The following is a 15075-nucleotide window of genomic DNA, read 5'->3' on the forward strand; positions in this document are numbered from 1 at the left end:
TTTAAAATAACATTTTTTTAAATTGAAAAATATTTATTTATATATCTATCGAAAAAAATTTAAAAATATTTTAAAAATATATTTTTTATTTATCACTTTTATTCAAGATAATTATGTTTCTTGTATAAACGATAATACCTATAATATGTCCGGCAAATAATACAGGGTCTTTTCTAATAATTGAATATATAAAGATCATTAAGGATCCCGTAAGACTTAAGATCCAAAAACCCATTGGCAATTCCGATTTTTTTATTTTTTCTGAATAAATCCATTGATATATAAATCGCATAGTAAACAATATTTGCCCAAGACTACCCCACATTAATAACCATAGAGGTATATTATCTCTGCTAAAAAGTTTATACAAATCAAAAGCACTGTTCCAGAGGCTTAACATAATTGCTACTATAGGAAATAAATATAATACATATCTAAAAACTATATGATATTTCATCCATGCATCATGGAGTTGTATATTTCTTATATATATATAATAAGTTATCAACTGTCCCAACATAATTGAAAAATCATGTCTTAAATATCCATAAATGAATAAAAAGAATGAAGCTACTAGGCTGACCTGCCAAAAAATAAGGTCGGAAGTAACTTTTTTATTTTTTTCAGCAGAAATCCATTGAATGATCATCCTACTTGAAAAAAGTATTTGGGCAAGAAAGCCTAAACTCAAGGTAAAATACTTTATAAATAGTTCATTCAAAAAGAAATTTTCAGCTAAGATATTTTTCATATTTTTCTCTCAGCAACTTTATAATTGATATATTTTTTTTTCATCCAAACATAAGCAAAACAATCACTGAGAGGCCCAAATAATCGATTCCATAAATGAAATTTTGATTTACCGGCTATTCTTTCAAAATGTTGTACCGGATGTTGTTTAATCTTTCCCTTTTGAAGTAATATCATGGCAGGGAGAAAACGATGCAATCCTTTAAACATAGGAATTTTTTTCGCATATTCTGTTTGTATAATTTTTAAAGGACAGCCGGTATCGTCCATATCATCATGAGTAAATGCACGACGTATTCCATTCGCAATTTTTGATGAAAGGTTTTTAACCATACTATCTTTTCTATTAGCCCGGACTCCCGTAACCAATTGGTATTGATCAGCATAATCTAAAAGAATATTAAAATCCATAGGGGATGTCTGTAGATCTGCATCAATATATCCAACCCATCGAGTATTTGCAAAATCAAATCCTGCTTTAATTGCGGTACTTAAACCATAATTTCTATCAAAAGATATATATGTAAATTCTTGATTTTCGTTACAAATTTTCTGAATTACCGAAAGACTTGAATCTTTAGAGCCGTCATTAACAAAAAGTACTTTAGACCTTTTCTTAGCTGCTTTTAAAAAAAACAACATTTCTTCTTTAACTCGTTCAAGATTATCTACTTCATTAAAAACCGGTATTATTACCGTTAATTCATGTTCCATGTATGTGGGATGTAAAATAATTATCAAATTTATTAAAAATTAGTGAATCTAAATTTGGAGAGTTATGTTTTAAAAGATGATAAACGACATTTTATTATAAGTAAACTTATTATACCTTTGATAAAATTATTAACAATAAATTAAGTATTAAAATATGAAAGTAACTGTAGTAGGTGCCGGAGCTGTTGGAGCTACTTGTGCCGATAACATTGCAAGGAAAGAAATTGTTGACGAGCTAGTAATCGTTGATATAAAAGAAGGTTTTGCCGAAGGTAAAGCTTTAGACTTAACACAAACCACATCACTTTTAGGATTTGATACTACTATTACCGGTAGTACTAACGATTATTCTAAAACTGCCGGAACCCATGTAGCTGTAATTACTTCCGGTATTCCTAGAAAACCGGGAATGAGTCGTGAAGATCTTATTGGTACCAATGCAGGAATCGTGAAAGAGGTTGCTACCCATATTTTAAAATATTCTCCTGAGGCCATACTGATAATTATTTCCAATCCAATGGATACCATGACTTATTTAGCGCTTAAATCTTTAGGTTTACCTAAATCAAGAGTTATTGGTATGGGAGGTGCATTAGATTCGTCTCGTTTTAAAACGTATTTATCATTAGCCAGTGGTGCTTCTCAAAATGATATTCAAGCTACAGTTATAGGCGGCCATGGTGATACAACAATGATTCCTTTAACTCGTTTAGCTTCTTGCCAAGGTGTACCTTTTTCAAAAATACTATCTCCGGATCAATTAGAAAAAGTTGCTTCCGATACTATGGTTGGCGGTGCCACTTTAACTAAATTATTAGGAACTTCCGCATGGTATGCCCCCGGAGCGGCCGGTGCTGCTGTGGTTGAATCCATTATTCGAGATGAGAGAAAAGTAATTCCATGCTCCGTATATCTTGATGGAGAATATGGGGAATCCGATATTTGTATTGGCGTACCTGTGGTTTTAGGTAAAAACGGTATAGAAAAAATTGTTGAATTGGAACTAAATGAAACTGAAAAAGCTAAATTTAAAGCTTCGGCTGATGCTGTAAGAAATATGAACAAGGTTTTACACGACATGAAGGTTTTATAAATTTATAATAATATATAAAAATAAAAAACAGCTTATTAATAAGCTGTTTTTTTATTTATAATTATAAATCTGACGTTTAATTTAGAATATCTTACATTAACTCGTATATGCTGTATAAATCACAATATTATAAATTAGTAAATTTCATAAAATTATTTACTTTGAAATTCCGTAGTTTTTTAATTAAAATTGACTACTCAGCTTATATTTATATATGAAAATTTTTATATTTCCATATAGGATAATTATTGATCTATGTGACTAACAATTATTTATTTTTGTATAGTAAAATTCAATTAAAATAGGAAAAATTATATATGACAATTATCGAATTATATTCCATTTTTTTGCAATCTTCAGGAATTGCTACTGATACTAGAAAAATTGAAAAAGGTAATTTATTTTTTGCTTTAAAAGGAAGCAATTTTGATGGAAATAGATTTGCTAAACAGGCTATTATAAATGGTGCTTTAGCTGCCGTTGTAGATAATATTTGTTTATCAGATCCTGAAGAGGGTATTTTTTATTTTGAAAACTCTTTACTTGCTTTACAAGAATTAGCAAGATATCATAGAAATCAATTAAATATTCCTGTTATTGGCTTAACTGGCAGTAATGGTAAAACTACTTCCAAAGAACTAATAGCTTCCGTTTTAAATGAAAAATTTAATGTTTTATATACTTCTGGCAATTTAAATAATCATATCGGAGTACCTCTAACTATTTTATCAATAAAACCCGACCATGAAATTGCAATTATTGAAATGGGAGCAAATCACCTTAATGAAATTGAATTATTATGCAGTATTTCACAACCTACTATTGGCTATATTACCAATTTTGGAAAAGCACATTTAGAAGGTTTTGGAGGAAAGGAAGGAGTGATTAAAGGAAAATCAGAACTTTATACCTATTTGAGAGAGTATAGAAGATCTGCTTTAATTAACACCGATGATCTTTTACAAATTAATTTGAGCGATGGTATACAAAAAATTACCTTCGGTTCTCAAGGAACTTACATCTTTACATTATTAGAAAATCATAATCGAGTTAGCATACAGTATCAAAATACCATTGTTAATTCTCAACTTACCGGCATTTATAATTTTTCAAATATTTGTGCTGCTTTTTCCTTAGGTCTTCATTTTAATATGAAAATTAATCAAATAAAAAAAGGAATTGAAAATTATCAACCTCAAAATCAACGTTCTCAAATAGTAGAAAAAGAAGGTATTGTTTTAGTTCTAGATACTTATAATGCTAATCCAAGTAGCATGGAACTTTCTTTAGAAAATTTCTCTCATTTTAAAGGTACTAAATCTATAATAATTGGAGATATGTTTGAACTGGGTAATGAATCGGAATCAGAGCATCAAAAAATTTTAAATCTTGCAGAACGGTTAAATTTTAATTTCATTTATTTAGTTGGTGAAATTTTTTATTCTACTCAAAATAAAAAAAGTAATGTTCTAAAATTTCACAGCACTTCTGATATGATAAAATTTCTTAAAAATTTCACTATACCTACACAAAATATTTTGTTGAAAGGGTCTCGTGCAATGGCTTTAGAAAGGTTACTTGAATTTTTACCTTAAACCTGACTGTAGGAAGTTTTTATATTTTAATCTAATTGTTGTTTATTTTATAAAAATTATATCTAGAACATTCTTACTATTGAATCATATATTCCTTACAATTTATGATAGGGAATGCCTCATTATATAATTATTTCTTTAAACCTATTTGCAATAAAAAAGAGGCGTTTTAAGCCTCTTTTTTGAATTTTTCTATTTTAACTATTATTTTATTCCTAATTTAGCCTTTACATCATTTAGAATATTAGGCCCTTCTGCATATAAAAGTGAGGGTTGAGAAGTATCAAATACATAAAGGTATCCTTTAGATTTAGCAACACTATCAATTGCATCTTGCGCTTTTTTCATAATTGGCTCATATAAATCTGCCTGTTTTTTATCTAAAGCTTTAGCTGCTTCTTCTCTTAATGCAACCAAACTTTGTTGATCTTTTTGAAAATCTTCTTCATATTTTTGAAGCTGATCTTTCATTTTTTCAAGATCGGCTTGAGATTTTCCTTGCAAATCTTTTTGAATTTTTTCATATTTAGAAGAAAAACTATCTTCTTGTTTTTTAATTTCTGCCTTCTTTTGATCTGCTAAAGTTTTCAGCTGATCATCAGCTGCTTTTTTTTCCGGCATCAGGCTTAATAATTCCATAGAATTAACATGAGCTATATTTTGAGCTTGAGCAAATTGAAAAGCTCCAACAAATGCAGTTAAGAGGAATACTAATGTGATTTTCTTCATTTTTATTCTAATTTTATTATTTACTTGGTTTATCATTAATTTGTTTATTATTTTGAGTTTTTTTCTTGGGAACATATTTACTACCATAACCTGATTTTGGTTGAGTTTTTATAGTAGTTTTAGTCTCTTTATTAGTTTTAACTTCCTTATTATTAGGAAGTGATGGATTTATTATCAAATTTGAATCAACTTCCTTCGAAATATCTTTAGTTTTGTTATTATCAATCACTCTTTTACTTGATGTCTCACCGACTTTTTCGAGAGAAGCATCTTTTAAAGTATCTTTTTTTGTCGGTGCCTTTTTACTTTGTTTATTTTTAGGAACGTATTTTCTTCCCCATCCGGATTTAGATTGCTTCTTAGTAGATTCTATATTATCTGTTACATCTTTATCAGAATTATCACTATTTTTAATTTTAGACTCTTTATTATCGTCCTCATTAGAATTTTTTACAGATGATGATTTACCATTTTTATCTTCTTTCTTTTTTGTTGCAATTCCTAATTGTTTTAGCACTTTATCTGTAATGTCATATTTGGAATCTGTATAAATCATAATTAAATCAGAAGATTTATCTAAAATTAAATTATATTTATCTTTTATTGCTACAGCATTTATTGCATTCCAAATCTGATCTTGTATGGGTTTGACTAAATTAATCCTAAGGCTTACTGATTCTCCCTTTGATCCGAATTTTTTTTCAATAAATTCATGTAAGGCCTTATTAGTACTGTCAATTGACATCAACCTTGATTTTTGCTGATCATCTGTTAGTAACACTTTTTCGTTCTCAAATTCAATACGAAGCTTTTCTAATGCGGATTGTCTATTTACAATTTCTTCCTGCCATTTTTTTACTTCATTATTAAGTCTTTGTTCAGATTGTTGATATTGCGGCAATTGTTTTAAAATATACTGTGTATCTACATAAGCCATTTTTTGAGCGATGCCAAAACTAAATAGCAAAAGCAGAGCATATGTCAATGTTTTCTTCATGGTAACTATATATAAGGCTTTTCTAAAATCATACCAAGTTTTTATAAACTTTATTTATCTATATAGATATTATTATAATTCAATATAATTAACATTCATCTAAAATTGTTGCCCAAATATAAAATGGGTTTCCCAACCATTGGCATTATTAGAGTTAATTGTTGAATCAAACCCTTTAGCAAAATCAAAGCCTAACATTCCGAATTGAGGCATAAATATCCTAATTCCAAAACCGGCAGACCTTTTTAGCTCAAACGGATTAAATGATTTATTATTGTTCCAAGTATTACCTCCTTCTGCAAATGTTAAGGCATATATTTTCGTCGCTCCACCTAATAAAACAGGATAACGCAATTCTAACATAAATCTTGAATAAGAGGTACCTCCTCCTAAAGGTGTAATGTCTTCACCGGAAACACCTCCAAAAGATGTTGCATCTCTATAGCCACGTAAAGGAATAATTTCTCTACCATCAAACCTGTTTCCATACAACCCGGTTCCACCTAAATAAAATCTTTCAAAAGGAGGTATCCCTACTCTAGAATTATAATTACTTAAAAAACCGAATTCTCCTCCCGCTTTTAATACAAATTTTCCAACCAATTCCTGATACCAGTAAGCTCTCATCTTTATTTTATAATATTCAAGCCATTTATACTTTTCCTTATCGGTCTTTTTACTATAATCTTCATTATTAAATGCTGAATATGGAGGCGTAAATTTTACGGATAGTTCAAACTCTGAACCCATAGTCGGAAAAATAGGATCAAATCCTGCAGAATATCTTCCTAAGCTTGCATAGAAACTAAAATTATTACTTTCACCATTGTCCCATGTGGTATATCCTGATGCATTTTCATCTGCTATATTAAAAGGATAATTTCTAAAAGAGTATAACTGATAATTGATTCCGTAAGATAATCTAAAATAATTATCCGGCCAATTTAAACGAGTAGTTAAACCTACTTGACCACCGTATATATTTAATTTATTTTTTCCTTCTGCATAATAGTTATTATAATTTAATATGGTGCTGTATAAAGAAACAGTCATAGAGGTAGGTCTTTTACCTGTAATCCACGGTTCTGTAAAAGAAATACTATAGTTTTGATAATTACTTCCTGCTTGGGCTCTTAAAGATATACTTTGTCCATCTCCGGATGGAATCGGCTTCCAGGCTTTTTTCTTAAAGAAATCATTAAATGAAAAATTACCGAATGTTAGACCTAAAGTACCAATAAAACGATTTCCTCCATATCCTCCTTGTAATTCAATTTGACTATTGGTCCCTTTTTCTTCTAATTTATAATTAACGTCTACAGTACGAGTTTCTACTTTTGGGGTAATATCCGGGCGTAAGGTTTGTGCCTCAAAGTATCCCATTTGAGCTAATTCCATAATAGTTCTTTGTATATCCTCTTTTGAAAAAAGGTCTCCGGGTCTTGTACTTAGAGAGCGTTGGATAACATGATCATGAGTTTTTGTATTTCCTGAAAAGGTAACCTTATCCCAATAGGCTTGTTCCCCTTCTCTTATTTTAATTTCAATATCTATAGTATCATTCCTTACCGCTTTTTCTACTGGAATAACATTTGCAAATACATATCCGTTATTATAGTATAGAGTCGAGATATCATCGTTCTTTTCAGATCCTGATACTTTTTTATTGAAACCAACCGCATCATAGGGTTCTCCTTTTTTATATCCAAGAACTTTAGAAAGTGTCTCGCTTGAATAAGCAGAGTTGCCTGAGAAAGTAACATTTCCCAGGTAATATCTTTTTCCTTCTGATACATGAACATCTATATCAAAATTTTTTTTATTGGTTCTGATTAAAGTATCTGAAGTTATCTTTGCATCTCTGAAACCATACGATTGAAATGTTTCAACAACCCTATTTAAATCTTCTAAATATTTCTCAGGAACATATTTTGATTTCTTCCAAAACCTATAAAATCTTTTTTGCTTAGTATTTTTAAACGCACGTGATCTTACAGTTGAAGCTTTTAATACTTTAGTTCCTTCAATTTTAATAGATTTAATTTTAACTCTTGGTCCTTTATCTATAGTTACATTCCAATTAACCAAGTTAGGATCAGTAGGATTGGTAGATTCTTTTATTATTGCTCTGGCATCGGGAAAACCTTTATCTGTATATTCAGTTCTTATGGAGTTTTGGAGCTTGGACCTTAAATCATCAGTAATCTTAGCCTTAGTTTTTAAACCATTGTCTTTAATAATTTTTTCTCCCTTAGATTTGCTGATTCCATGAAATTTTACAGTTCCTAAGTCTGGAAGTGCAATTAAATTTATTCGAAGATATACATCTTTATTTACTATTTTAGTTAAAAAGATCTCAACATTAGCAAAAAGCTTGGAGTCCCAAAGTTTTTTGACTGCGGTATTAATTTGCATTCCCGGGATTTCTACAATATCCCCTTCATATAAGCCTGTATATCTCATAATCTGGTTTTTAGAATATTTATCGGTTCCGGTAATATTGATTTCTTTAATACGTAAAGCAGAATCGTCTTTTTTATAGGGGTCCATATCCTTTTGAACTTCAGCCTTGGGTGCTTGCGTTGATGTTTGCACTTTATCTGCAACCTGACCAAATATAAATATGTGTACTGAGATTAAAACGGCCGCTAATAATTTCTTCATGTATACTTTAACTTCTTTTACTTTACTTTTAATTGTTCACTTATTTTCCCAAATCTTCTTTCTCTGCTCTGATAAAATTCTATTGCTTTTAAAAATTCATCTTTATTAAAATCAGGCCATAAGGTATCTGTAAAATATAATTCTGCATAAGCTATTTGCCAAAGTAAAAAATTACTTATCCTTTGTTCACCACTTGTTCTAATTAGAAGATCTACATCAGGTAAGTCGTTTGTATATAAATATTGATTAAAAGTATCTTCATTTAGTTGTTCCAAAGATATTTCATTGTTTGAATAATCTACCGCTATTTTTTTTGTAGCATTGAGAATTTCATTTTTAGCGCCATAGCTTAAGGCTAATGTCAATGTGCCCTTTTGATTATTGCATGTATCAGCAGTAAGTATGGTTAATTCATCACGTACATTCTTAGGAAATTTATCAATATTTCCAATTACTTTAACTCTTATTCCTCTTTCTTTTAAATTTTTTGCTTCTTTTCTTATAGTGCTTACCAATAGCCTCATTAATGAATTAATTTCTAATATGGGTCTGCTCCAATTTTCTGTTGAAAACGCATATAAGGTAAGGTAAGGAATATTCGCTTCATCACAAAATTCAATGGCTTCTCGGACAGCTTTAATTGCATTTTGATGACCAAGATTTCGTATCATACCTCTTTTTTTAGCCCACCTGCCATTACCATCCATTATAATGGCAACATGTCTGGGTAACTTACTTTCTTCTATAAATAGATCCTTTTTAGACATTAATAATTATAATTTAATAACAATAACATGGAGGCCTTCCAAATGTATAAGTTAGATTAATCCCCCATATTAAATACCAATCATTGCTTTTAAATGTATTACCTGTTTGATGTTTTCCTACTATCTCAGTATTTCTTCTATTTATTTCTTCCTTAAGCTTAGGATTCGAATTACTTATACTGTTTAACTGAGGATCTATGTTTATAGTTATATTTTTGTTTTTTATAGAACTATAATCAAGGTTATCCTGAAATGTATATCTTGCACCTATTTCAAACGATAATAACCAATCGTATTTGATCTTGATCTTATATCCTACTCCAAATGGGATATTAAAATCAAATTTCATAGATTTTTTATAATTTTCTTTTGTTATAAAATCCTGATAATTATTTGGATCTCTGTAAGAACCATTTAAATCTTTAGCCCTTGTATGATTGATAGTATATTTTCTATCATAAAAACCATATCCACCTACCCCTGCAAATATATAAGGTGAAGAACCTGAATATTTTATATCATTAATATCAAAGAAATAATATTCAAATAAAGCTGAGGTTTCAAAAATTGTATTACTCCCTGAGATTTTTCTTTTAATTCTATAATCTTCGCTCGCTTTTTTGTCATCAAAATATACTCTATTATAAATCAAATTAAATCGTAAACTTTGTCTATTATCTAAATTAAACCTATAAAGTAATCCTAAAGAAATTGGAATCCTATACCTATCCATAGGAAATATTTCAATATAATCCGTTTTTCCTATATCACCAATTATATTGGCTCTTCCAATAGATATTCCTAGTTCATTACGTTGAGCTTTTATATACATTAAACAACAAGTACCAATCAGAATAACCAGTAAGAAAACTTTTTTCATTTTTATTTAATATTATTTCACATAATTGCATAATTGCCTTAAACGTGAAATAAAGTTATTTTGTTGCATTAGTCTTTGCAATTTCATATGTTCTTAAGCAACAAATATAATAATTCTTTTTATGTTTATACTCTTTATTTTTGTATTAACTTATTTTTAGTATATAACCTCTTTACTTTAAATATCTTTTTACATTTTCTTTATAAAATAAAATTCTAATTTCAAATTAATATGTAAAATTTGATTATTTTTGAAATCTAATGAACAAAGTTACTGAACAAATTAAAATTCCTATTTCAGACGAAATGAAGCTTTTCGAAAAAAGATTCTATGAATCTATGAAAAGTAAAGTTCCACTACTGGATAGAATAACCCAGTTTATTGTTAGAAGAAAAGGTAAACAAATGCGTCCCATGTTTGTTTTCTTAACAGCTAAACTTACCGGCACAATTACTGATAAAACATATCGGGCGGCTTCGTTAATTGAGCTTATCCATACTGCTACCCTTGTTCATGATGATGTAGTTGATGAAAGCTACATGAGACGTGGTTTTTTTTCTATAAATGCTTTATGGAAAAATAAAATTGCAGTTTTGGTGGGTGATTATCTTCTTTCAAAAAGCGTGTTATTAGCTACTGATAATCAAGATTTTGATTTATTATCTATCATTTCCAGAACTATAAGAGAAATGTCTGAAGGTGAACTGCTTCAACTGGAAAAAAGTCGTAACCTTGATATTACTGAAGAAGTTTATTTTGAAATTATCCGTCAAAAAACGGCAGTATTAATATCTGCTTGTTGCGAATCCGGAGTACGCTCTACTTATGGTTCGGATGAAAATGCTGAAAAACTTCGCCTTTTTGGAGAATATACCGGGATTGCATTCCAAATCAAAGATGATTTATTTGATTATACGAGCACAAATCTTATTGGTAAACCTGTAGGTATTGACATTCAAGAAAGGAAAATGACACTTCCTTTAATTTTTGTACTTAACAATACAAGCAAAGAAAATAAAAAATGGTTGATAAATTCCATTAAAAATCATAATAAAGATAAAAAAAGAGTTTCAGAAATAATCAATTTTGTAAAGGAGAACGGGGGGATCAGTTATACAGTTGATAAGATGAACGAGTATAAACAAAAAGCCTTGGATATTTTAATTAATTTTCCAAAAAATGAAAATCGCGATTCTTTGGAACTTATGCTTAAATATGTTACTGAAAGAAAACACTAAATGATTTAACTATTTCCTATTCGTATTACATTTTAAAGTTTAACAGCCTCTTCTTTTTTCTACATCTAAACTAATTTACATTGAATTAAATCGATAAAGTTTGTATTAAAATATCATTTAGTTAGGTGTAGGAAATTTAAAAAATGTTACTATTATTTTTATAAGTGTCTTTCCCCATATAATCAATTATCTTTTGTGGATTATTTTTTAAATTACCTACGATCATTAACTAATTTAATTTTTTTTCTAAAAATAAATAAAATGCATACTCTAATGCTACTTCTTTTAAGGATTCAAAACGACCGCTTGATCCTCCATGACCTGCATCCATATTGGTTTGGAGTAATAAAAGATTAGAATCTGTTTTCATATCCCTGAGTTTTGCAACCCATTTAGCCGGTTCCCAGTATTGTACTTGAGAATCATGTAAACCGGTTGTCACCAACATATGGGGATAGTCTTGATTTTCAACATTATCATAGGGAGAATATGATTTCATATATGTATAATATTCTATCTCATTTGGATTACCCCATTCATCGTATTCTCCAGTTGTTAACGGAATACTTTCATCCAGCATAGTAGTTATTACATCTACAAATGGGACATCTGCTACTACTCCATGAAATAGCTTAGGTGAGTAATTAATTACCGTTCCTATTAATAATCCACCGGCACTTCCTCCATTGGCATATAAATGATCGGAAGAAGTGTATCCTTTATCTATTAAATATTTAGCACTATCAATGAAATCGAAAAATGTATTTTTCTTTTTTAACATTTTTCCATCTTCATACCAAGGTCTTCCCAAGTCTTCCCCACCTCTTACATGAGCAATTACATAAATGAAGCCCCTATCTAACAAGGACAACCGTATGGAGCTAAAAGTTGCATCCATAGAATATCCATATGCCCCATAGGCATACAATAATAATGGGGTGTTTTTAGACGGTTGTGTATTTTTCTTCATCACTAAGGACAAAGGTATTTTCACTCCATCTCTTGACTGGGCCCACATTCTTTTAGTTACATAGTTATCTTTATTAAAATTACCTAGAATTTCTTGCTCTTTTAATACTTTTTTTTCTTTGGTGTGCATATTAAAATCTATATCACTCCATGGTGTCGTCATTGAAGTATAACGATATCTAATAATTTCAGTATCAAAATCTCTGTTAACAGAAGTTCCTACTGTATAAACTTCTTCTTCAAAAGGTATCTCATAATTAACGGAATGATCCCAACTTTTAATTTTTATATGAGTTAAACCTCGTTCACGTTCTTCGGTAACTAAATAATTTTTAAATAGTTCAAACCCCTCCAGTAAGATTTTCTCATTATGTGGAATTACTTCAATCCAATTCTCAATTGCAGTATCAGTTATAGGAGTCTTCATTATTTTAAAATTAGTCGCCCCATCTTTATTAGTGAGAATATAAAAAAAGCCTTCATAATGATCAAATGAATATTCCAACCCTCTTATTCTTTCTTGAAATATTTTCCATTCTGCTCCAGGGTTATCGGCAGGAATGAATCTATACTCATCCGTCAAGGTACTTCCTGATCCTATAATTATATATTTTAAAGATTTTGTTTTTGTAACATATACATTAAAAGTTTCATCATATTCCTCAAATATCAATTGATCTTCCTTTTGTGTTGTTCCTAAAATATGTTTATATATTTTTGATGAACGTAAGGTTTTTGGATCTTGAACGGAATAAAAAATGGTTCGGTTATCATTTGCCCATACTACATTTCCTGTTGTATCCTTTAATTCATCGGAAAGTAATTCCCCTGTTATTAAATTTTTAATTCGAATGGTGTAAATTCTTCGACTAACTGTGTCAACTGAATAACAGGCCATTGTATTATCCGGACTAACACTAACACTTCCAATTTGGTAGAACTTATGTCCAATAGCCATTTCATTGACATCAAACATAATTTCTTCTTTAGCATCCAAGGATTCTTTTTTTCTGATATATATGGGATATTCTCCACCTTTTATATATTTGGTCGCGTACCAATATTGATTAAATTTATAAGGTGCGGATTGATCCTCTTCTTTTATCCTGGATTTCATCTCCTCAAATAATTCGTTTTGTAGATGTTCAGTAGATTTCATCTGCTCTTTAGTATAAGCATTTTCTGCCTCCAAATATTTTATAACTTCAGGGTTTTCTCTATCATTTAGCCAATAATAGTTATCAATTCTTATATCGTTATGAGTAATTAATTTTTTAGATATTTTTTTTGCTATAGGTGCCTCCATATATACTTCATTTATATCAGCATCAAAATTAAGGGTAAAAATATAGAAAGACAATTATATATATCTTTTTCTTTGAAAGCTTTTTCAATTGAAATAATGAGGTGTTTATTTGAAATTAGTTGTCAATTTTATATAACTAATAAGGCTGATACTATTTGATTATGGATATGTAGTAATCATCTATTCATAAATTAATTGATTAAAGCTTTTTGTTTTGTAATTATCAGAATACTTTTATATTTACATGCAACTTTTAAATTTAAAAGTCAATGATTTTAACTACGACTAACTCTTTTGAAGGGTTGACTGTCAAAGAGTACAAAGGGATCGTCACCGGGGAAACCATTATTGGCGCTAATTTTATTAAAGATTTTAAAGCCAACCTTACTGATTTTTTCGGTGGTCGATTTAACGCCTATGAAAAAGTTCTGGTTGAAGCTAGGCAAATCGTTTTGAAAGAGCCGGAAGAAAATGCGGTACAATTAGGAGCTAACGCTGTATTTGGAATTCATATTGATTATGAAACTTTAGGTGCTAAAGGCAGTATGTTAATGGTTTCCATTTGTGGTACTGTTGTAATAATTTAAAAAATCCTATTATTTATGAAATTAATTATAATTTTTTTTCTTTTTTGGAGCGTCTATACATATTCCCAAATGGAATTAGATCATCAAAATGCTACTATTCTTTTCGAAATAAAAAAAGACACCCGTGGAAAATATGTAAAAAGAAGTTTTAAAGACCTTGCATCCGGATCTGTTTATGAAATGGAAGCTAATCCTGATAAATTCAGTTATGAAGTCCGCGAAGATGTTTTACAATATTTAAAAAAAAGAACGCAAAAAAAGTTTAATATAAAAGATTTACATGGTGCATGGACTTTAAAATCTGTTTCGGATTACTCTGGAAAAAATTTCGATCAGTGGATTAATTATGAAATTAATGAAACTTTAGAATTCAATTATCTTACTCACTTATTTATTAAAAAGCCATTTTCAACTAATGATAGTTACACAGGATGTTTCGCATTCGATAAAAAAAGTGGTCTTTTAATGACTGAATCTATTTCTGAGCTTTCCAAAATTCTTTTTCCAAAGAATGAGACTGATAAACTCCCTAAAACTTGTATCAAATCGGAATATAATCCTATTAAAGACAGTTTTTATTTATACAAATTAGATTCTGACCATATGATTATTTATATGTTTATTCCTATTAATAAAGATAGTGAATTCTATCGAACAATTTTCCTTAACTATATTAAGGTTCATTATTGATATTCTGTAATTTATGAATTCTAATCTTCCTTTATTTTCTTAGTATTGTTCTTTTTAAGTGTAAAAAAAACTCTCAATAATGAGAGTTTCTGTATT

The 15075-nt window shown here is 29.4% G+C and carries 13 protein-coding genes; 5 read left to right on the plus strand and 8 right to left on the minus strand.

Going from position 1 to position 15075, the window contains the following annotated elements:
- Window positions 1-85: 85 nt before the first annotated feature.
- Both ASC36_RS00335 and ASC36_RS00340 read right to left on the minus strand, forming a co-directional pair.
- Window positions 86-751 carry a lipid-A-disaccharide synthase N-terminal domain-containing protein gene (locus tag ASC36_RS00335; protein WP_073961170.1) on the minus strand — a complete coding sequence of 222 codons (666 nt, stop codon included), beginning with the start codon at window positions 749-751 and terminating at the stop codon, window positions 86-88.
- Entirely contained in the window at window positions 748-1464 is a 717-nt protein-coding gene (locus ASC36_RS00340; RefSeq protein ID WP_055424495.1) for a glycosyltransferase, read from the minus strand. Before ASC36_RS00340 ends, ASC36_RS00335 begins: the two co-directional genes overlap by 4 nt.
- A gap of 154 nt (window positions 1465-1618) precedes the next feature.
- Between ASC36_RS00340 and mdh the strand changes: the two genes are divergently transcribed.
- Window positions 1619-2557 (plus strand): malate dehydrogenase, encoded by a 939-nt coding sequence (gene mdh / locus ASC36_RS00345; protein ID WP_055424496.1) that lies wholly within the window; start codon window positions 1619-1621, stop codon window positions 2555-2557.
- Between the two features lie 317 nt (window positions 2558-2874).
- Window positions 2875-4152 (plus strand): UDP-N-acetylmuramoyl-tripeptide--D-alanyl-D-alanine ligase, encoded by a 1278-nt coding sequence (locus tag ASC36_RS00350; RefSeq protein ID WP_055424497.1) that lies wholly within the window; start codon window positions 2875-2877, stop codon window positions 4150-4152.
- A 204-nt stretch (window positions 4153-4356) separates the two neighbouring features.
- On the opposite strand, the gene ASC36_RS00355 is transcribed toward ASC36_RS00350, so the two are convergent.
- The 5 genes from ASC36_RS00355 to porG all read right to left on the minus strand — a co-directional run bounded on the left by ASC36_RS00355 (window position 4357) and on the right by porG (window position 10189).
- Window positions 4357-4881 (minus strand): OmpH family outer membrane protein, encoded by a 525-nt coding sequence (locus ASC36_RS00355; protein ID WP_073961177.1) that lies wholly within the window; start codon window positions 4879-4881, stop codon window positions 4357-4359.
- A gap of 16 nt (window positions 4882-4897) precedes the next feature.
- Complete coding sequence (locus ASC36_RS00360) at window positions 4898-5878, minus strand: OmpH family outer membrane protein (protein ID WP_055424499.1); 981 nt, start codon at window positions 5876-5878, stop codon at window positions 4898-4900.
- Between the two features lie 99 nt (window positions 5879-5977).
- Window positions 5978-8542, minus strand: a complete 2565-nt coding sequence (gene bamA / locus ASC36_RS00365) for an outer membrane protein assembly factor BamA (protein WP_055424500.1) — start codon at window positions 8540-8542, stop codon at window positions 5978-5980.
- A gap of 17 nt (window positions 8543-8559) precedes the next feature.
- Complete coding sequence (locus ASC36_RS00370) at window positions 8560-9309, minus strand: isoprenyl transferase (RefSeq protein WP_055424501.1); 750 nt, start codon at window positions 9307-9309, stop codon at window positions 8560-8562.
- 13 nt (window positions 9310-9322) lie between these two features.
- Window positions 9323-10189 carry a type IX secretion system protein PorG gene (porG, locus tag ASC36_RS00375; RefSeq protein ID WP_141656156.1) on the minus strand — a complete coding sequence of 289 codons (867 nt, stop codon included), beginning with the start codon at window positions 10187-10189 and terminating at the stop codon, window positions 9323-9325.
- Between the two features lie 260 nt (window positions 10190-10449).
- Between porG and ASC36_RS00380 the strand changes: the two genes are divergently transcribed.
- Window positions 10450-11427 carry a polyprenyl synthetase family protein gene (locus ASC36_RS00380; protein ID WP_055424503.1) on the plus strand — a complete coding sequence of 326 codons (978 nt, stop codon included), beginning with the start codon at window positions 10450-10452 and terminating at the stop codon, window positions 11425-11427.
- 229 nt (window positions 11428-11656) lie between these two features.
- On the opposite strand, the gene ASC36_RS00385 is transcribed toward ASC36_RS00380, so the two are convergent.
- Window positions 11657-13702, minus strand: a complete 2046-nt coding sequence (locus ASC36_RS00385; RefSeq protein WP_055424504.1) for a S9 family peptidase — start codon at window positions 13700-13702, stop codon at window positions 11657-11659.
- Between the two features lie 269 nt (window positions 13703-13971).
- Here ASC36_RS00385 and ASC36_RS00390 point away from each other — a divergent pair, with 269 nt between their 5' ends.
- Complete coding sequence (locus ASC36_RS00390) at window positions 13972-14289, plus strand: heavy metal-binding domain-containing protein (RefSeq protein ID WP_055424505.1); 318 nt, start codon at window positions 13972-13974, stop codon at window positions 14287-14289.
- Between the two features lie 15 nt (window positions 14290-14304).
- Window positions 14305-14979: a hypothetical protein gene (locus ASC36_RS00395; protein WP_055424506.1), complete on the plus strand. Its 675-nt coding sequence runs from the start codon at window positions 14305-14307 to the stop codon at window positions 14977-14979.
- Window positions 14980-15075 lie beyond the last annotated feature (96 nt).

The organism is Apibacter mensalis (genome assembly GCF_001418685.1).
GTDB classification, from domain to species: Bacteria; Bacteroidota; Bacteroidia; order Flavobacteriales; family Weeksellaceae; genus Apibacter; species Apibacter mensalis.